This window comes from Streptomyces sp. NRRL B-24484 (assembly GCF_000717715.1).
GTDB lineage: Bacteria > Actinomycetota > Actinomycetes > Streptomycetales > Streptomycetaceae > Kitasatospora.
Genome location: NZ_JOAI01000048.1, coordinates 77,264 through 96,048 on the forward strand (window position 1 = coordinate 77,264; position 18,785 = coordinate 96,048).

Annotated in this window: 15 protein-coding genes; 7 read left to right on the forward strand and 8 right to left on the reverse strand. The window is 76.5% G+C overall.

The features are described 5' to 3' along the window. Positions 1-127 precede the first annotated feature (127 nt). The 3 genes from IE98_RS0133625 to IE98_RS0133635 all read left to right on the forward strand — a co-directional run bounded on the left by IE98_RS0133625 (position 128) and on the right by IE98_RS0133635 (position 3,179). On the forward strand, positions 128-1,513 hold the full coding sequence (locus tag IE98_RS0133625) for a DUF2252 domain-containing protein (protein WP_420706247.1): 1,386 nt from the start codon (positions 128-130) through the stop codon (positions 1,511-1,513). Positions 1,514-1,731: 218 nt separating this feature from the next. After that, a complete protein-coding gene (locus tag IE98_RS0133630) occupies positions 1,732-2,934 on the forward strand; it encodes a cytochrome P450 (protein WP_030275575.1) in 1,203 nt (400 codons plus the stop codon). After that, on the forward strand, positions 2,931-3,179 hold the full coding sequence (locus IE98_RS0133635; RefSeq protein ID WP_052391329.1) for a ferredoxin: 249 nt from the start codon (positions 2,931-2,933) through the stop codon (positions 3,177-3,179). The genes IE98_RS0133630 and IE98_RS0133635 overlap by 4 nt, the downstream gene beginning before the upstream one ends. Before the next feature lie 60 nt (positions 3,180-3,239). Here the strand turns inward: IE98_RS0133635 and IE98_RS0133640 are convergent, their stop codons facing one another. Together IE98_RS0133640 and IE98_RS0133645 are read right to left on the reverse strand one after the other, a co-directional pair. Continuing rightward, positions 3,240-4,490 carry an MFS transporter gene (locus IE98_RS0133640; protein WP_052391330.1) on the reverse strand — a complete coding sequence of 417 codons (1,251 nt, stop codon included), beginning with the start codon at positions 4,488-4,490 and terminating at the stop codon, positions 3,240-3,242. A gap of 225 nt (positions 4,491-4,715) precedes the next feature. Then, positions 4,716-6,668, reverse strand: coding sequence for an FUSC family protein (locus IE98_RS0133645; protein ID WP_234443773.1), 1,953 nt, complete (start codon positions 6,666-6,668; stop codon positions 4,716-4,718). A gap of 211 nt (positions 6,669-6,879) precedes the next feature. Here IE98_RS0133645 and IE98_RS0133650 point away from each other — a divergent pair, with 211 nt between their 5' ends. After that, complete coding sequence (locus tag IE98_RS0133650) at positions 6,880-7,236, forward strand: DUF805 domain-containing protein (RefSeq protein ID WP_030275579.1); 357 nt, start codon at positions 6,880-6,882, stop codon at positions 7,234-7,236. 286 nt (positions 7,237-7,522) lie between these two features. Next, a complete protein-coding gene (locus IE98_RS0133655) occupies positions 7,523-7,801 on the forward strand; it encodes an acylphosphatase (protein WP_234443774.1) in 279 nt (92 codons plus the stop codon). Between the two features lie 113 nt (positions 7,802-7,914). Here the strand turns inward: IE98_RS0133655 and IE98_RS0133660 are convergent, their stop codons facing one another. Together IE98_RS0133660 and IE98_RS0133665 are read right to left on the reverse strand one after the other, a co-directional pair. After that, on the reverse strand, positions 7,915-8,733 hold the full coding sequence (locus IE98_RS0133660; RefSeq protein WP_030275581.1) for an ATP-grasp domain-containing protein: 819 nt from the start codon (positions 8,731-8,733) through the stop codon (positions 7,915-7,917). Next, positions 8,730-9,620: an ATP-grasp domain-containing protein gene (locus IE98_RS0133665; RefSeq protein WP_030275582.1), complete on the reverse strand. Its 891-nt coding sequence runs from the start codon at positions 9,618-9,620 to the stop codon at positions 8,730-8,732. Before IE98_RS0133665 ends, IE98_RS0133660 begins: the two co-directional genes overlap by 4 nt. A 478-nt stretch (positions 9,621-10,098) precedes the next feature. On the opposite strand from IE98_RS0133665, the gene IE98_RS0133670 reads away from it, so the two are divergent. Next, the gene (locus IE98_RS0133670; RefSeq protein WP_052391331.1) at positions 10,099-10,713 is read left to right on the forward strand and encodes an AAA family ATPase; all 615 of its coding nucleotides are present in this window, start codon (positions 10,099-10,101) and stop codon (positions 10,711-10,713) included. 295 nt (positions 10,714-11,008) lie between these two features. Continuing rightward, a complete protein-coding gene (locus tag IE98_RS0133675) occupies positions 11,009-11,773 on the forward strand; it encodes a hypothetical protein (RefSeq protein WP_030275584.1) in 765 nt (254 codons plus the stop codon). 62 nt (positions 11,774-11,835) lie between these two features. Here IE98_RS0133675 and IE98_RS0133680 read toward each other — a convergent pair whose 3' ends face one another. The 4 genes from IE98_RS0133680 to IE98_RS0133695 form a co-directional block, all read right to left on the reverse strand. Continuing rightward, positions 11,836-12,483: a response regulator gene (locus IE98_RS0133680; protein WP_030275585.1), complete on the reverse strand. Its 648-nt coding sequence runs from the start codon at positions 12,481-12,483 to the stop codon at positions 11,836-11,838. A 32-nt stretch (positions 12,484-12,515) separates the two neighbouring features. Then, positions 12,516-14,195, reverse strand: coding sequence for a sensor histidine kinase (locus IE98_RS0133685; RefSeq protein ID WP_052391332.1), 1,680 nt, complete (start codon positions 14,193-14,195; stop codon positions 12,516-12,518). Between the two features lie 132 nt (positions 14,196-14,327). Continuing rightward, positions 14,328-17,072 (reverse strand): SpoIIE family protein phosphatase, encoded by a 2,745-nt coding sequence (locus IE98_RS0133690; protein ID WP_078661513.1) that lies wholly within the window; start codon positions 17,070-17,072, stop codon positions 14,328-14,330. Positions 17,073-17,211: 139 nt separating this feature from the next. Further along, complete coding sequence (locus IE98_RS0133695) at positions 17,212-18,648, reverse strand: cellulose binding domain-containing protein (protein WP_030275588.1); 1,437 nt, start codon at positions 18,646-18,648, stop codon at positions 17,212-17,214. Positions 18,649-18,785: the final 137 nt, after the last annotated feature.

An 18,785-nucleotide genomic window follows, 5' to 3' on the forward strand; every position in this document is an offset into this window, starting at 1 on the left:
ACCCGGAACGTCCCCGCTGCCTGCCGGGGAGCCTCCGGCGGTAGCGTGCTGGGCTGCAGTAGCGTGATCAGCCAGAGGAGACGGAGTGCCGGTGGCAGGGTTGGCCGAGCAGACGGCGGGTGGGGCGATCTTGGGACGGGCGGTACCGGGATTCGCACCGTGGCCCCCGCAGGGGGACGGCAGGCAGCGCGGCAAGGCGCTGCGCGAGCGGGCTCCGCGGGCGGCGCACGCCCGCTTCGAGGTGTCGGCCGACCGGCCGACCGTGGCCGAGGCGGTGGACGAGGCGAACATCGGGCGCCTGGAGCACCTGGTGCCGATACGAGTGGGCCGGATGGCGGCCTCGCCGTTCGCCTTCCTGCGCGGGTCGGCCGGGCTGATGGCCCACGACCTCGCGGAGACCCCGGTGTCGGGCGTGGTCGCGCAGCTCTGCGGCGACGCGCACGCGGCGAATTTCGGCCTCTACGGCGACGCCCGCGGCCGGCTGGTCATCGACATCAACGACTTCGACGAGACCGCCCCCGGCCCGTGGGAGTGGGACCTCAAGCGGCTCGCGGCCAGCCTGGTGCTGGCCGGCCGTCAGGCGGGCGCCTCGGAGGACGACTGCCGGCAGGCGGCGTTCCACGCCTCGTCCTCGTACCGCAGGACGGTGCGCAAGCTGGCGAAGCTGCCCGCGCTGGACGCCTGGAACGCGATCGCCGACGAGCACCTCGTCGCCTTCGCCGAGGCGCACGACCTCGCCGGGGTGCTGGAGGCGGTGGCGGAGAAGGCGCTGCGCAACACCAGTGCCCGCTTCGCTTCGAAGTCGACGGTCCGTCAGGACGACGGCGGCTGGCGGTTCACCCCGGCGCCGCCGGTGCTCAGCCGGGTGCCGGAGGCCGAGACCGCCGAGGTGGCGGGCTCGCTGGCCGCCTACCTGTCGACCGTGGCACCGGAGATGCAGCCGCTGCTGAGCCGGTACAGCGTGCAGGACGTGGCGTTCCGGATCGTCGGCACCGGCAGTGTCGGCACCCGTGCCTACGTGGTGCTGCTGGTCGACCAGCGCGAGCAGCCGCTGGTGCTGCAGGTCAAGGAGGCGCGACCCTCGGTCCTGCTGCCTCACCTGGCCCGGGCCGGCTTCGCCGTCTCCGGCCTGCCGGTGCACGAGGGCCAGCGGGTGGTACTCGGCCAGCGCCGCATCCAGGTGGTCAGCGACGTGCTGATGGGCTGGACGACCGTCGACGGACTCCCCTACCAGGTGCGGCAGTTCCGCAACCGCAAGGGCAGCGTCGACCCGGCCGCGCTGCGCCCCGACCAGCTGGACGACTACGGCCGGCTGACCGGCGCGCTGCTCGCCCGGGCGCACACCCACACCGCGGACGCGGCCCTGCTCGCCGGGTACTGCGGCAAGAGCGAGGAGCTGGACGTGGCGATGGCGGACTTCGCCGTCGCGTACGCGGACCGCAGCGAGGCCGACCACGCCGAGCTGCTGGCCGCAGTCCGGTCCGGCCGGCTGCCCGCGGAGACCGGTATCTGAGACGGCGTCGGCCATCGGCGGACTCCCGTCCACCGATGGCCGATTCGCGTCCTTCCGGCGCGTGCGACGTACCCGTACGGTCGGGTGTCGGGACGGGTGCCGCGGCCGCGGCGCCCCACGCCCACCGACCGCGCACCCGCACGAGTGAACGCCCGGACCACGCGTCCGCCTGCGGTGTGCGCAGGCGGACGCCCGGGCGCCGACGCCTGGAGGACCGGATGACCACCGCGAACGCCGCGGCCCCCGACATGCCCGCCCTCGTCCCGCTGCACTGCCTGCGCCACGCCGAACCCGGCCCGCCGCGGCTGGCCGCCCTGCCCACCGGCACGCCCGTCTGGGTGGTGACCCGGCACGCCGACGTCCGCAAGCTGCTCGCCGACCCGCGCTTCGACCGGGCCTCGCTGTTCGCCCCCGACGCCCCCGCCACCACGCTGGTGCCGAACCTGCTGGACGACCCGGAGGCCATCCTCAACCTCGACGGCGAGGCCCACCAGCGGCTGCGCCGCACCGTGCAGCGCGCCTTCACCCCGCGCTCGATCGCCCGCTGGCGGCCCTGGGTGGGCTCGGTGGTGGAGGACCTGCTGGACGGCCTGGAGGCGGCCGGCTCGCCCGCCGACGTGGTGGGCGCGTTCAGCCGTCCGCTGCCGGTCGCGGTGATCAGCCGGCTGATGGGCCTGGACGGACTGGACTACGAGCGGCTCGGCCGCTGGAGCGACCACGCGCTGTCGGCCACCGCGTACACCGCGGAGGAGATCCGGCAGGCCATGCAGGAGTTCGGCCGGTTCGGGCAGCAGGTCGTCGACGAGCGGCGCAAGGACCCGGGCGAGGACCTGGTGAGCAGCCTGGTCGAGGCCGCCGACCGCACCGAGGGCGTCACCGAGGCCCAGCTCGTCTCGCTGGTGTGCGGGCTGGTCGTGGCCGGCCACGAGACCACGATGACCTCGCTCGGCAACGCCTTGGTCTACCTGCTCTCGGAGGGCGCCGAGGGCTGGTCCCGGATCGGCGCGGACGAGGCGGGCGCGGCCGCCGCGGCCGAACAACTGCTGCGCGCGGTGCCGCTCGGCGACCAGGAGACGGCGCCCGGCCTGCTGCGCCGCGCGGTCGAGGACGCGGAGATCGGCGGGGTGCTGATCCCGGCCGGCAGCGTGGTCGCGGCGGACGCCCGCACGGCCAACCACGACCCGGCGGTCTACCCCGACGGCATCCCGCTGTTCGATGCGCTCGACACGCCCAGCCTGACCTTCGGCGCCGGCCCGCACCACTGCCTCGGCGCCTGGCTCGCCAGGATGGAGCTGGAACTCGCCCTGCACGGGCTGGCCCGCCGCTTCCCGCAGCTGCGGCTGGTGGACGCGCCGGCCGCGATCGAGTGGCGGCGCGGCCTGCTCACCCGCAGCCCGCAGCGGCTGGCGGTGGCCTGGTGAGCACCGCGGCAGGGGACGCCGGCGGGCTCGAGGTCCGGGTGGACCGGATCCGCTGCGTCGGCACCGGGCTGTGCGCGGCGGCGGCCCCGGCGGACGTGCAGCTCGGCCCGGACGGCCGGGCGGTGCCCCGGCACGCCCGGGCGGAGGCGTCGGAGCGGCTGACCGAGGCCGCCGAGATGTGTCCGACCGAGGCGCTGACGGTGCACCTCGCGGCGACCGGCGAACTGGTCGCGCCGCTCGACTGACCCGGGCGCGGGAGTGCGAACGGTGCTGCCGGGGCCCGCGGTGCGGGCCCCGGCGGGCCGTCAGTTCGGCACCGGCTGCGGCGCCTCGGCGGCGGCCGTACCCGCGGCCACCGCGGTCGGCCCGCCGCCGCGGCGGTCGACCACCCAGGAGACCGTGGCGATCGCGCAGCCGGCCAGCGCGAGCCCCGCGCCGACCAGGGTCGGCGAGGTCCAGCCCCAGCCGGCGCTCAGGGCGAGCCCGCCGAGCCAGGCGCCCTGCGCGTTGCCGAGGTTGAAGGCGCCCTGCACGGTGGCGGAGGCCAGCGTGGGCGCGTTCCTGGCCTTCTGCAGCACCAGGGTCTGCACCGTCGGCACCACCGCGAACCCGAACACGCCGATCAGCACGACCGTGACGGCCGCCGACCACTCGGCGTGCGCGGTCACCGCGAAGACGCCCAGGGCGAGCGCCATCAGCAGGAAGGCGGCGCAGATGCTCGGCCGCAGTGCCCGGTCCGCGGCCCACCCGCCGACGGCGTTGCCGAGGGTGAAGCCGACGCCGAACAGGGCGAGCACCAGGGTGACCGAGCCGTCCGCGAAGCCCGAGACCTCGGTCAGCAGCGGGGTGATGTAGCTGTAGCAGGCGAACAGGCCCGCGCAGCCGACGACCACGGTGGCCAGGGCCAGCCAGAGCTGTCCGCTGCGGAAGGCGGAGAGCTCGTGCCGCAGGCCGGCCTGCGGGTGGCTGGGCAGCGGCGGGACGAACCGGGCGATCGCCGCGACGCCGAGCCCGCCGATCGCCACGACCACGAGCATCGCGGCCCGCCAGCCGAGCTGCTGGCCGAGCAGGGTCGCGACGGGCACGCCGAGGATGTTGGCGACGGTGAGGCCGGAGAACATAACCGAGACGGCGCGGGCCCGCCGGTGCGGGGCGGCGAGTTCGGCGGCGGCGACCGCGCCGGCGCCGAAGAACGCACCGTGCGGCAGGCCGGTGATCAGCCGGGCGGCGGCGAGGAAGGCGAAGTTCGGGGCGATCGCGCAGAGCAGGTTGCCGACCGTGAACAGGCCGGTCAGTCCGACCAGGACGGCCTTGCGCGGCAGCCGGGCGCACAGGGCGGTGAGCAGCGGCGCGCCGATCACCACGCCGAGCGCGTACAGCGAGACCAGCCAGCCGGCCCGCGGGATCGACACGTGCAGGCCGTCGGCGATCTGCGGCAGCAGCCCCATCGCGGCGAACTCGGTGGTGCCGATGGCGAAGGCGGTGACGGCGAGGGCAACCAGCGCCGGGACCTCGCCCGGGGAGCTGGTCGGATCGGCGGGCGGCGCTGGGCGCATGGGGGCTCCGTGGTGCGCCGCCGGTGCGGCGGCTTTCGCTGGACGGCGGGCGGTCGCCGCTGACCGCCGGAGGGCCGCGCCGATCCGCGGGTGAGGGCGGACCGGGAGGATTTCCTCCGGTCCGACCGGGATCGGGCGTGTTCGTACCGAATGCTAGCGGCCGGGCCGGGCCCGGCCGCCGCCGGGGTGCGGCGGGTGCCGCCGGTCCGGGCGGCCGCCGGGGCGTCAGGCCGCGGTGGTGAGGGTCCGGATCCGGCGGAGTTCGGTGACGATGTCGTTGAGGGTGAGGCAGTCGGGCGGCAGGTCGGCCAGCGCCGGGCGGGGGCCGGGTGCGGCGCCGCGGCCGTCGAGGGCGTCGGCGACGGCGTCCAGTGCCTCGGCGACCTGGCGGGCCGCCGGAGCGGCCGGCCGGGCGGCGCCGTGTTCCAGCCGGACGGCGCAGGCGGTGGCCGCGTCGACGATCCGTTCGGCGCCGGTGGTGACGCGCAGCCAGTCCGGGCCGCGGCCGGTGCGGAGTTCGGCGGCGGCGGTCTCGGCGGCGGTGCGCGCCTCGGCGAGCGCCTGGTAGGCGGCGCGGCGCAGTTCGGCCCGCTGCTCGGCGGCGTGCCCGGCGTTCCCGGCGACGTCCCCGGCGGGGTCGGCGGGGTGCCCGGCGGGGTCGGCCGGGCCGGTCGCCAGCACGTGCTGCAGGTAGCGGCGGGTGTGCCGCAGGGCGTGCGCGGACCGGTGGCCGACCCGGGCCTGGGTGTCGGCGAGCCTCGGCAGGTGGCCGACGAGCAGCACCAGCAGGCAGGCGACGGCGGTGTCGGCCAGCCGGGAGGCCGCGGCCTGCCGGTCGCCGCCGACCGAGACGAAGGTCAGCACCGTCACCGTGACGACGGCCGTCTGCAGGGCGAAGTGCCGTACGGCGACCGGCACCAGGGCGCCGCCGAGGGCCACCGCCACGGCCGGCCACCAGCGGCCGGTGAGCAGCCCCGCGAGCGGGACGAAGGCCATCACCCCGGCGGCGGTGCCGGCGAACCGGCTCACCACCCGGGAGAACAGCGGCCCGAGGTCGGGCTTGACCAGGAAGGCCGCGGTCGCCGGCAGCCAGTACCAGTGGCCGGTGTGCAGCAGCAGGGCGACGGCGGTGCTGACGGTCACGCACGCGGCCACCCGCAGCCCGTACTCGCGGCCCGCGGGACCGGCCGGGTGCACCAGCGGTCGCCGGCCCGGGTGCGGCGGCGCGGCGGGGGCGGAGGCGCCGAAGGCGACCCCGGCCTCCAGCACGGCGCGGTCGAAGGCGCTGCGCGCCGGGGTGTCGGAGACCGGCGCGGGCAGTGCGCCGGGGGCGGTGTCGCGGCGGACGGCCTCCGCCAGGCGGCGCGGCCCGTCGGCGACCCGGGCCGGCAGCGGTTCGCCCTCCCACAGCAGCGCGACGCTGGCCTCGCAGAGCGCGGCGGCGGTGCCCAGCCGGGCGGCGAGCCGCAGGTCGGCCGCGGAGCGACCGGACCGCGGGAGCCGGATCAGCGCCCGCAGGCGCAGGGCTTCGTCCGCGCGGTCGAGGGCGGCGGTCAGGGCGCGGCGGGCCGGCTCGGCGGCCGGGGTGCCGACGGCCTCCAGCGCGTCGGCGAGCGCGTCGTACACCCCGGCGACGGCGGCCCGCTCGTCACGGAGCCGGCCCCCGGGCCTGCGCACCGTCAGGCGGAGCAGCAGCAGCCACCCGGCGCCGGCCAGGAAGGCGGCGGCGCCGAGCCAGGCGGGGACGGTCAGCTGCATGCCGCCGCCGACCGCGGTCAGCACCAGCAGTTGCAGGCCGGCCAGCGACCAGACCGGGCCGGCCACGCTGACCGCGCCGGACACCAGCCCCACCAGGGCGAGCACCGGCAGCACCCGGGCGCCCGCCCCGGCGCTCTGCCCGACCAGCAGGCCGAGCGCGCCCGCGAGGGCGGGGACGGCCATGTGCAGCACCCCGCTGCGCCAGGTGCCGGGACGGTCGTTGATGCCCGCGAACATCGCCCCGAGCCCGGCCAGCACGCCCACCTGCGGCTGCCCGGCGGCCAGGCACACCGCCAGCACCGGGCCCGTACCCAGGGCGCCGCGCACGACCGCCGCCCGGGGCACCGGCCCGCGCTGCCAGCGCAGCGGGTGGAGCAGCCAGCCGGGTGCGGCCGCGGGGTGCGGCAGGGGGCGGCGCACGGTCCTCCTCGGGGTACGGGGCGTGGGCCTGTGACGGGTGTGCCACCAGCCTAGTGGGGACGTTTGTCGGGGCCGCTGCGACCGGGTTACAGCCCTGTGTCGGGCCCGGGCGAATTGCTTCCCCCACCCGTTGAAAAAGTTCTTGACCGCCCATCACCCCCACCACTACATTCCCCCCAACCCAATCGGCACGAAAACAGGGACAACTGACGTGGACTGGTACTTGGCTGTGCTCAAGAATTACGCGGGCTTCGGCGGCCGGGCACGCCGCAAGGAATACTGGATGTTCGCCCTCGTCAACCTCGTGATCTACGTCGTCCTGGCGATCGTCGGCAGCCTGCTGGACACCTCGCTGCTCACCGCGCTCTACGGCCTCGCGGTGCTGGTCCCCAGCCTCGCCGTGACCGTCCGCCGCCTGCACGACACCGGCCGCCCCGGCTGGTGGATCCTGATCGGGCTCGTCCCGCTGATCGGTGCGATCGTCCTCATCGTCTTCGCCGCCACCGAGGGCCAGTCCGAGGCGAACTCCTTCGGCCCGAACCCGAAGCTCAGCCCGGCCGTGGCCTGATCCCCCCACCTGCACCGACGAACGGGCCGGGGCAGCCGTATCGGCTGCCCCGGCCCTTTGCCATTCCCCGGCGCCGTTCAATTGCCGTTCGCCCGGAACCGTCCCGATGAATTTCCGATCACGCCCCGGACAATTTCCGGGAACGGACCGAATCGCCCGGCCGGAATTCCGCCGTCCGTGCGGCCGTGCGCCGGACCGGTCCTGACGGGACGTCGGCCGCCCCGGCCCGGCCGCGCGGCGCGGCGGCCCCGCGGCCGCCGTCCGGGATCGGGTATACCTGGCAGGCGTGATCCGTAGACGTGTGATGGTGGCCGGGGTCGTGCAGGGCGTCTTCTTCCGCGACAGCTGCCGGCAGCAGGCCGTTGCGGCCGGTGTGGCCGGCTGGGTGCGGAACCTGCCGGACGGCCGGGTCGAGGCCGTCTTCGAGGGCGGGCCGGCGGAGGTCGAACGCCTGGTGGAGTGGTGCGGGCGCGGCCCGAGCCGCGCGGTCGTCGAGGACCGCCGGGTCTCCGAGGAGCCGCCAGAGGGCCTGACCGGCTTCGAGGTCCGGCCGACCGCCTGGTGAGGGCACCCGTCCGGTGACCGTCCGGACCCTCCGGCGCGCGGAGGACGGGTGCTGCCCGGGCGTCAGGCACTCGGCAGCTCGCACGGGCCGGGCCGGGAGAACGGGCAGGCGGGTCAGGCGGCCCGGGCCCCGGAGGGGAGACGGCCCGCGGCGACGGCCGTGGCGAGCGCGGCCAGTGCCTCGGGCGCACCCTGCTGGCCGCGGATGCCGGGGAAGGCGTTGATGTCGACGATCAGCGGGCCGTCGGCGGTGTCGAGCACGTCCACCCCGTAGACCTGCAGCCCGAAGGCCTCGCCCGCGGCCCGGACCAGCTCCGCCCAGCCGTCCGGCAGTGCGGCGACCGGCAGCTCCTCGCGCGCGACGGCGGCCGGCGCGGCGAGTTCGGAGCGGCGGCGCTCGGCGAAGAGCCGGCCGTCGACCGCCCAGAGCTTGTGGTCCCAGCCGTCGTTGCGGGCCAGCGGCTGGACGACCACCGGCTCCCCGGGCCACCGTTCGGCGAGCCGGCGGGCCCCGGCCCGGTCGTGGACGGCCGCGACCAGGTCGCCCCGGCGGCTGTGCAGACTCTTCACCACCACCGGTTCGTGGACGGCCCGTTCCGCCAGTTCGGCGAGGCCGGCCGTCCGGGTCGGGGCGAACGGCAGCCCGGCGGCCAGGGCCCGGTCGGCCATCCGCTGCCGGTCCTGGCAGAACGCGGTGGCGGCGACCGGGTTCAGCACCGGCACCCCGCGCTCCTCCAGCCGGGCGGCCAGGGCGAGCGCCTGCGGAGTGCGGGCCTTCAGCAGGCAGACGTCCGGCGCACCGGGCCGCTCGGGTGCGTCCGGGTGCTGGCTGTCGACCACGTGGCCGTCGGCGCGCAGCAGCGCGGCGGCGGCGGCCAGCAGCGGATGGTCCGGGTCGGCGGTGAGCAGCCTGACGTGTGCGCGGGCGCTCACGCGGCACCGCCGACCGCGGCCGGCAGGGTGCCGGCGACGCCCTGCGGCGGCGCGGCGGCCACCGACGGCCAGGAGGAGCCGGTGCGGGCCAGCCGGAGCACGGCGCGGGAGACCCGGGCGACGGCCTGCGGGACGGCACGGAAGCTCGGGAAGTCGTTGACGTCGACCACGACCGGGCCGTCCGGGCCGAGCAGGATGTCCACGCCGTACAGGTCCAGCCCGAAGACCTCGCCGACCTGGGCCGCGACCGCGGCGACCTCCGGGGCGAGCGCCACCGGCCGTTCGCGGTGCGGGTGGTGCGGGTGCAGCGGGGAGGTCCGTTCGGTGGCGAAGAGTTCGCCGCCCGCACTGTAGACCTTGAGGTCCACGCCGCCGTTGGGCACGTACGGCTGGGCGATCAGCAGGCCCTCGCCGCCGAGTTCGGCGCCGAGCCGGGCGAGTTCCTCGGGGCGCTCCAGCAGGTGGACGGCGCGGCCCGAGCTGCCGTCGGCGGGCTTCACCACCAGCGGGTAGTGGGCGTCGGGTATCCGGCCGAAGTCCTCCCAGCGGGTGGCCGCCCAGGTGGTGGGGACGGGCAGTCCGCGGTGCGCGGCGATGACGGCGGCCTGGGCCTTGTCGCGGACGGGCCGGATCGCCCGGGCGTCGTTGACGGTGGTGAGGCCGACCGCGGCGGCGGACTCCAGCAGGCCGAGGCCGGGCCCGCCGGACACGGTCTTGAGCACCCACGCGTCGTGGTCGCCGGCGCGGACCAGCGCGCCGAGGTCGAGCAGCGAGCTGCCCGGGCGGACGACGTCGACCCGGTGGCCCCACGCGGTCAGCTGCCGCACCACGTCGAGCGGCATGCCGTCGTTCCGGTAGTGCTCCTCGACCAGGAAGCAGAACCTCATCCGCAACTCCCCTCCCCCCGGTCGGGCACCGTCGGCCCGGCCACAGCGCTCCAGGATGCCACGAACCATCCGGGCAAGATCGCTCAAGTCGTCCGCGAACGGCTACAAGCGGGTCACAGCCCACGGCCGGTGCGGGCACGGAGCGTACCCGCGGGACGGCTCGCCCGGTGGCCCGCCGGGTGGTGCACGGTCCGCCCGACGGGGTGTCACCGGGCGGGCCGGGCACGGGAACCGGGTCGGCCGGGGTGCGGTTGCCACCGGGACGCCGCCGAGCCGTTCCAGCAGACCACGGCCGGGTCACGGCACGGAACGGCCCCCCTCGGCCCCGGATGATCGCATTACCCTCTCTTGGTGAGCCCTTGTCCCGTTCCGGGTAGGGCACGGGTACCGGAAGGAGGGGGCGGTGCGCGAAACCGTCAGTACCGGGCCCGCGACGGGGGCCGGGACCGAGGCATGCACGGCACGGACCGCACCGGGCGTGCTGCGCCCGGCGGGCCTGCACGATCTCCGCGGCCGGCCGGTGCCGGCCGCACTGCGTTACCCGGCCGAGGACGTGGTCGTCGTCTCCGGACTGCCGGGCAGCGGCAAGTCCACGCTGATCCGGCGGTGCTCGCGCGCCCCGGTGGTGGACTCCCAGCACTCGCGCGAGCGGTACGAGGAACGGCTGCCGTCCCTGCCGTACGCGCTCTACCGGCCGCTGGTGAGGCTGCACCACTACCGCGGGCTGCACCGGGCGCTGCGGTCGGGCGGGCCGCTGGTGGTGCACGACTGCGGCACGCTGCCGTGGGTGCGGCGGTGGATCGCCCGCACCGCGGCCGCGCAGGGCCGCCGGCTGCACCTGCTGCTGCTGGACGCCAGCCCCGAGGAGGCCGCACAGGGCCAGCACGAACGCGGCCGCAGGGTCTCCGCGTACGCCTTCGCCCGGCACCGCTGGGCCACCGACCGGCTGCACACCCGGCTCGCGACCGCCGACGAACCGCTCGCGGGCTGCGCCTCCACCGTGCTGCTCGACCAGGCGGGCGCCCTGCGCCTGCACGACATCGACTTCGCCCAGGGGCCGACCACCGAGACGCGGAGCAAGCCTTCCGGCTGACGGCTGCGGAGTTCCGTCGGGGCTCCCCGGGCCGGCCCGTACCGCGGTGATGCCCACACCCGGACTGCGCGGTTCCCGCGCCCCTTGGGGGATGCCCATCGCCGGGAGGTGCCCCCGGGCACCCCGGGGTGATGCCGTGGGCCGGCGCGGGGCGGTCCCGGGGAGCCCGTACGGGAGCAGCAGGATACGGCTGCTGCGGGGTGTGCACCCCTCGGGGCGGGTGGGGGGCGCCCAGCGGGGTGAGGGGTCGCGCGCGTCGCGTCGCGCGCCGGAGCGTGCTGGCTACTGTGCAGCCATGCCCACCCCCACCTCCCGGCGCAGGCCCCGACTGCGCCGGCTCGCCGACCGGCTCGGCGCGCAGTACCGCACCGCGTTCGAGCCGCAGTACGACCCCCTCCGTCGCAGCTGGACGCTGCGCTGGTACGACGGGCCTACCCCGGCCACCGTGCAGTCGGCCCTGCGCCGGCTGGGCCCGGACTCCGAGGGCGTGCTCGTCCGACGCGACCTCACCACCCGGGCGCTGGCGCTCGCCGCCCTCCGGGAGACCCGGGCGGGTGCCATGCACCGCTGGGTCGGCAGCTGGGGCCAGCGCTACCACCTGGCCCAACTGCTCGCCGACCAGGAGCATCCGGACCGGCCGGCCGGCCCGCGGGAGGCCGCGATGCTGGACCGGCTGCTGGCCGCCGCCACGGCCGACGCCGGGTCGTGGGCGTCGCCCGACGAGTCCCGGGCCTTCGAACTGATCGCCCGGGACGGGATCGCCTGGCTGCTGCCCAGCGAGCGGCTGGCCGGGCCGGGCGACGCCGAGGGCCTCGCGCTGACCCCGCTCGAGTACCTGACGTCCCGCTACGCGGCCGGTGTGCACCGGGCGGCCTGGGAGACGGCGCTGACCACGATGCCGCTGCGGGCCGCGGTCACCTCGGCCGAGGCCGATCCGGAGCCCTCGGCGGACGCCGCCCGGGCCGCGCTCGCGCTGCTGCCCGCCCTGCGGGCCCAGCTCGCCCTGGACCTCGACCGGGCGCAGGCCCGGCTCTCCGGCATCCTCCAGCCGCAGGCCTGACCGGCTGTCCGGTCGGTGCCGATCCGTACCGGTCGGTACCGGTCGGTGCCGGTCGGTGCCGGTCAGAGCCCCGCGTCGCGGGCGAGCAGCGCGGCCTGCACCCGGTTGTCGCAGTCCAGCTTGGCCAGGATCCGGCTGACGTAGGTCTTCACGGTGGCTTCGCTCATGTGCAACCGGGCGCCGGCGTCGGCGTTGGACAGGCCCTCGCCGAGCAGGTCGACCACCGCGCGCTCGCGCTCGGTGAGCACGGCCAGCCGGCGGCGGGCCGCCTCGCCGCGGGCGGTGGCCGGGCCGGCCGCCAGGCTGTCGACGATGTGCCGGGTGGCGGCGGGCGACAGGAAGGCGTTGCCGCCGGCGGCCGCCCGGACGGCCTGGATGAGTTCGCCGGGGGCGGTGTCCTTCAGCAGGAACCCGGCGCCGCCGGAGGAGATCGCCCGCAGCACGTTCTCCCGCTCGCCGAAGGTGGTGAGCACGATCGCCCGCGCACCGGGGGCGGCCCGCGGGAGTTCCGCCAGCGCGGTCAGCCCGTCCATCACGGGCATCTGGATGTCGAGCAGCACCACGTCCGCCGTGTGGGCCCGGGCGAGTTCCAGCGCCTCGCGGCCGTCGGCGGCCTCGGCCACCACGTCGATGTCGTCGGCGGAGGTGAGGATCATCCGGATGCCGGCCCGGATGAGCGGCTCGTCGTCGGCGACGAGGACCTTGATCACGTCTGGGGTCTCCTGGCAGGGGTCACGGTCTGTCACCTGGCAGAGTAGTGCTGCTTCTCGACGAGCCGGCCGTCGCGGAAGCAGAGCCGCAGCACGGTCTCCGTCTCCAGGGCGTCGGTGTCCTCGCCGGCGATGAACCAGGAGCAGGACGCGCCGGCCGGCACCGCCGGCCCCTGGTGGCGGTAGTCGTTGGTCATCTGCCTGCTGCCGGACGGCAGTTGCCGGCGCACCTCCTGCTCCGGGCTGCCGACGGTCAGCGCGTCGAAGGTCTTCCGGGGGAGCGTGGCGTTGTCGATCATGTGGAAGAAGGTCACGACGGCCCAGGCCAGCGCACCGAGCGAGGCCAGCAGGACGAGTCCGGCGCCGACCGCGCAGCCCAGCGCCGGGCTGCGACGCGGCGTCGGGTCGGGCGGCACCGGCAGGTCGAGCCCCAGGTCGTCGGGCAGGCCGGCGTCCGCCCCCGTGCCCGCGCCGTCCGGCCGCCCCCCGCCCTCGTACGGGAGCACCCCGGCCAGCCGGAACCCGCCGTCCGCCGCGGTGCCGGCGTGCACGATGCCGCCGAGCAACCGGGCGCGCTCGTGCAGGCCGGTCAGGCCCTGGCCGCCGCGGACGGCCCCGTCGGCGCCGGCCGGCGGCGGGCCGTTGCGCACCTCCACCACCAGGGCGTCGGGTTCGTAGCGCAGCGAGACGGTGATCCTCGCCCCGGGCGCGTGCTTGTGGGCGTTGGTCAGCCCCTCCTGGACGATCCGGTACGCCGCGTGGCCCGAGGCGGCCGGCAGCGGCCGGGGGTCGCCGGCCCGGGTCAGCGCCACCGCGGCGCCCGCCGCCCGGGAGGCCTCGACCAGCCGCTCGACCGCCTCGACGCCGCCCGCCTCGGGCAGGGTGTCGTCCCGCAGCAGTCCGACCACTTCGCGCAGCTCCCGCATCGCGCCGGTGGCCGCCTGGCGGAGCACGCCGACCGCCTCGCGCTGCGGCGCGGTCAGGCCGCGGTCCACCTCCAGCGCGCCGGTGTGCACGGCGATCAGCGCGAGCTGGTGGCCGAGGCTGTCGTGCATGTCCTGGGCGATCCGGTGGCGTTCGCGCAGCCGCGCCTGATGGGCGATCATCGCGCGCTCGCGCAGCAGCTGGGAGTTGCGCTCCTGCAGCGCGGTGAGCAGCGCCCGCCGCTGCGCGCGGTAGCGGCCGACCACGGCGGGCAGCACGGCGAGCAGCAGGAAGCCGACCGAGGAGACCACCAGGTTGGCCCGGACGGGCAGGCTGTCGGTGTTGACGGCCAGCGAGAGGACGACGACCGCGTTGAAGGCGAGGCAGAAGACCGCGGTCAGCACCGACGGCCGGGCTATTCGGTAGCCGGCGGACCAGCCAGCCAGCACCAGGACGGGCAGGAAGCCGCCGTACCCGCCGATGGCCGCGCCGGCGAGCACCAGCACCGTCCCGGGCAGGCCGCGGCGCAGCAGGCAGAGCAGGGCCGCGGCGAGACCGGTGGCGAGCGCCGCGCCGGCGGAGGAGTCGGCGAGCTGGATCAGCCCGCCGAGCCCGCCGGCGAAGAGTGCGGCGACGCTCTCCCGCACCACCGCCCGGGCACCCCAGGGACCGGGCAGGGCCCGGCGCTGCAGGGCCCGCGGCGTGAAGTCGGCCCTGGTGGGGGCGGTCGGGAGGAACGCGGCCGGAAGGGCGCCCGCCAGGCGGAGAGCGGTCGGCTTGGTGGTCACGCGCAGAGGCTAGCGGTCCGGCCCCGGGGCGCCGCGACCATCCTCCGTCGCTCTCCGCCGCGACCAAAGTCGGGGAACCGTCGCCTCCGGTCCCGCGGCGGAGCGGCCGCCGACGCCCGCCGGAGGAGCGGTCTACTCCCGCCGGACGAGCAGCAGGGCGATGTCGTCGGGTCGCTGCACCGTCCGGCGGGCGCGGCCGACCAGCCGGTCGGCGAGGCCGTCGAGGGTGCAGGCGCTGCCGGGGCTGCCGTCGCCGTCCGGTGCCGTTCCGTGGCCTGCGGGCACGACGGGCCCGGCGTGGGCGAGCGAGCTGCGGAGTTCGTCGATGCCCTGGTCGATGGCGGTGGACGGGGTCTCCACCAGGCCGTCGGTGTAGAGCGCGAGCACCGAGCCCACCGGCAGGTGCAGCCGGGTGGTGGGGTAGTGCGAGGAGCGGTCGACGCCGAGCAGCGGCCCGCCCTCCAGGTCGACCAGGTCGGTGCGGCCGTCGGGGCGGCGCAGCAGCGGCGGCGGGTGGCCGGCCCGGACGCCGTGCGCGCGGCCGTCCGAGGGGTCGAGGTGGATCAGGCAGCAGCTGGCGAGCAGCCCCGGGTCGAGGTCGACCATCAGGTGGTTGGTGCGCACCAGGACCTCGGCGGGCGGGGAGCCGCCGGAGGCGAAGGCGCGGACGGCGCTGCGCAGCTGCCCCATGGTGGCGGCGGCGCCGACGTTGTGTCCCTCGACGTCGCCGATGACCAGGCAGAGGCCGTGCGGGGTGGTGATGACGTCGTACCAGTCGCCGCCGATCTCCATGCCGCGGGTGCCGGGCAGGTAGCGGGCGGCGATGGCGATGCCGGGCACGGCGGGCAGCCGGTGCGGGAGCAGGGCCTGCTGGAGGCCGCGGGCGAGCTCGAACTCGGCGTCGTACAGCCGGGCACGCTCCAGGGCCTGGGCGATCAGGCCGCCGAGGGCGGTCAGCTGGATCCGGTCCTCGGGGGTGAAGGTCCTCGGCTGCTCGAAGCCGAGGATGAGGCTGCCGACGGGGTGGCCGGAGGCGATCAGCGGCAGGAAGGCCCAGGCCCGCATCTCGTCCTGCGGGATGCCCGGGTAGGCGTCGAGGAGTTCGCGGGAGGACTGGAAGAAGAGCGGGGTGCCGGCGATCAGGGTCTCGGTGCCGGGCAGCCGGGCGCCGAGCGGGGTCGCCTCGAAGCGGTCGAGGAAGCCCTCGGGGTATCCGCTCTGGGAGACCAGGTGCATCCGGCCGTCCCGGGCGAGGTAGAGGGCGAGCTCCTGGCCGCCGTAGCCGGGCAGGATCTGCTCCAGGACGGTGTTGCAGACCTCCTGGACGGAGACCGCCTCGGTGAGGGCGCTGGCCAGCTGCAGCAGGTGGTAGGTGGCGCCGAGGCTGGCGGGGGCGGCGGGCGGGGCCTCCGGCAGGACGGCGGAGTGCGGGTCGGCCGGTTCGGCGGCGGCGACGACCCGGCCGGTGACGCCGTGCGCGTCGGGGTAGAGCGAGAAGGCGAGCCAGTGGTCGGGGGGCCGGCAGGCGAGGAAGGCGGTCGGGCGCCGGGAGAGCATCGCGGCGCGGTAGCGGTCCTCGTAGGCGGGGTCGCCGAGCCAGGGCAGCACGTCCCAGGGGTGCCGGCCGAGGAGTTCGTCCCGGCGGGCGTGCAGGAACATCTCGGCGGTGCGGTTGACGTAGACGACCATGCCCTCGGCGTCGAGGGCGAAGACGCCGTCGCGCAGCCGCTCCACGGCGGCGACGGCGGCGGAGCCCGCGGAGTCGTCGAGGACGACGACGACCAGGTGGGTGCCGTCGGCGACCCGGCGGCCGCGGAGGTCGAGGGTGCGGTGGCCGCCGCGCGGGTCGCGGACCCGGACCTGCCGGTCGAAGGGGCGGCCGTCGGCGGCGGCCCGCCGGGCGGCCTCGCGCAGCAGCGGCATGTCCTCGGGCGAGAGCCGTTCGACCAGGGTGGCGAGCCGGCCGTCGAAGGAGCCGGGGGCGAGGCCGAGGATGGCCTCCAGCTCCCGGTCGACGGCGATGGCGCGGCCGGGGATGTCCCAGTCGAAGATGCCGACCCGGGTGGCCGGGCCGGACGGCGGCGGGAGCTGGACGACGGTGGGTTCGTCGGCGGCGGCCAGTTCGCCGTACGGGGCGAGCGAGGCGGCGATCCGGTTGGCGGAGGAGCGCAGTTGGCGGCGGGCGCCGCCGGGCAGTCCGGCCTCGGTGCTGGGCCACAGCACGCACAGCACGCCGAGGGTGCCGTCGCGGGTGGCGATCGGCGCGGCGGCGAAGGAGAAGGCGTAGGGCAGGCCGACCGCGAGGCGGGGGAAGCGCCGCATGGTCTCGTCCGGGTCGGCGAGGACGATGGTGCGGCCCGAGCGGTAGGCCTCGGCGGGCGGCAGCGGGGCGACGACGGCGATCCGGCGGAACGCGCTGAGCAGCGGCAGCGGGACGCCGACGACGGTGCTGAGAACCAGCGAGCGGTGGTCGGGGGACGGCAGGTAGACCAGGCCCCCGTAGCCGGAGGTGAGGGCGACGGCCCTGCCCAGGCCCTCGGCGAGGAGCTTCACGACGGCGTCGCGGTGGGCGGCGCCCGGCGGGGCGCCGGGCGGGGCGATCGGCTCGGCCGGGGGCGGCGGGGCTCCGGCGGTCTCCGTGCCGTCCTCCTGGGCCGGCAGCGGGGCGGTGTCCGGGGTCTGCGGCGGGTCGGCGCCCGGGGCCCGCGGGGCGGCCGTGCCGGGGGCCGACCGCACGGTGGCGGTGTCGGGGGCGGCGGGCGGCGGGTCGGGGTCGGCGGTGGCCGGGGGGCGGGTCGGCACGTCGACCGGACCGGGGGCGTCCGGGTCCACGGCTGCCGCCCCCGGTTCGCCGTCCGCCGGCACGCCCAGGCGCATTCTTTCTCTCTAGTCCCGGACCTCCGAGGGTGTCAAACGGAGGCAAAGTCTCCGCGCCGGCCGGACCGGGGCCCGGCCGGCGCGGAGCCGGCGCGCGCCGCCCCGCGGCGGGGCGCGGCGGGGCGGCGGGGCGGGCGGCTCAGCCCGCGGGCACCGTGTCCGTGAACGCGGTGCCGGCCGCGCGGTAGCCGGCGACCTTCGCCGTGACCTGGGCCGGGGTGAGCACCTGGTCCTTCACGAAGTAGACGTAGTCGACCTGCTCGTCGTAGGAGCGCGGGGCGCTGCCGGTCTGGCCGTTGAGGTCGATCAGCCAGTGGTTGAAGTCGATCCACTGGGGTGTCTCGGGCAGGTACGGCTCGCCGTGCACCGCGAACACCTGTCCGTCGATGTAGTAGGTGATGGCGGTGCCGTCGATGGTGATCTGCAGGTCGTGCCAGCCGTTGAAGGAGGTGCGGCTCTCGGTGTGGGTGTTGACGGCGTTCCACGGGTCCGGGTTGTAGGTCTCCCAGGACGTGGTGTACATGATGTTGCCCTGCTCGCCCCAGCCGCCGTTGGGCAGGTACTCGAAGTCCTGCTCGCTGTAGTCCGGGTCCATCGGCGCGTTGAGCGGGGTGAAGGTGAAGAAGGTCTGGTTGACGTGGTCGCCGTCGGGGCCGCCGCTCGGGGTGTCGTCGAACTTCACCCGGGCCGCGTAGGTCCCGTTCTTGAACTTGCGGGCGGTGGTCTGGATCTCCGTCTCCCGGGTGCCGGCGGCGGTGCCGTCGGTGGTGAGGCGGAGGTTCATCACCGAGTCGGCGAAGGTGACGTCGGCCGGCGACCAGGTCGCCCCGGGCACGCCGGGGCCGCCCTGGCCGGACTTCACCGTCCAGCCGTGCTGCTGCAGCGCCGGGTCGCTGCTGGAGCCGTAGCGGAAGTCGTCGAAGAGCGCGGGCGCGTTCGGGTCGGTCGGCGGGGTCGTCGGCGGTGTGGTGGGCGGGGTGGTCGGGGGCGTGGTCGGGGTGGTGCCGTCCGGGGCGGTGCCCCAGACGAGGGCGCCGGAGCGCTGGAGGGTGACCTTGTCCCAGGCGGCGTAGCTGGTGCGGGCGGCGCTGAAGGAGTAGTCGTCGGACTGGGTGAGGGTCTGCCAGTCCGACCGGTAGAAGCGCAGCTGCATGTCGCCGGTGTTCTGCCCGGGGGCGAGCGAGCCGGCGCCCGCGGTGAAGCCGATCTCCAGGTAGCGGTCGGCGGTCGCGGTCGGGTTCGCGAGGGTGCCGAAGGTGCCGGTGATGTTGCCGCAGCCCTTGACCGCCCAGGAGCAGGCGAATCGGTAGCCGGTCGTCGGGCCGTCGGACTTGAAGTAGTAGCGCAGCTTGAGTTCGCTCAGCGGCACGGTGGTGGAGCCGGTGTTGACCACCTCCAGCCAGGGTTCGACCTGGTCGGCGGTGGCACCGGTGGCGCTGGTGCGGTACTGGACGCTGAGCGCGTCGGTCGCGGCCGAGGCCGGCGGGGCGAGCAGCGCGGCGCCGGCCAGGCCGGCGGCGATGCAGACGGCCGTCGCGGTGCGCAGACGGCGCGCGACGGGGGGCTTTCCTGACACGGTGTTCCCTCTCTCCGGTGGGGGTGCGGGACGCGGGGCCCGCGGACGGCGGGCACCCGGGCGGTGCAGGGAGCGAGCGGGTGGTGCGGATCGGGGGCGGCCGGGGCCGCGGGCGGGGCGGGTCGTGAGCGGCCCGG

Bases quoted from the DNA above. Each gene is read 5' to 3' on its own strand.
- IE98_RS0133640 (WP_052391330.1), bottom strand. From the start codon at position 4,490: ATGCGCCCAGCGCCGCCCGCCGATCCGACCAGCTCCCCGGGCGAGGTC.
- IE98_RS0133675 (WP_030275584.1), top strand. From the start codon at position 11,009: ATGCCCACCCCCACCTCCCGGCGCAGGCCCCGACTGCGCCGGCTCGCC.
- IE98_RS0133665 (WP_030275582.1), bottom strand. From the start codon at position 9,620: ATGAGGTTCTGCTTCCTGGTCGAGGAGCACTACCGGAACGACGGCATG.
- IE98_RS0133690 (WP_078661513.1), bottom strand. From the start codon at position 17,072: ATGCGCCTGGGCGTGCCGGCGGACGGCGAACCGGGGGCGGCAGCCGTG.
- IE98_RS0133630 (WP_030275575.1), top strand. From the start codon at position 1,732: ATGACCACCGCGAACGCCGCGGCCCCCGACATGCCCGCCCTCGTCCCG.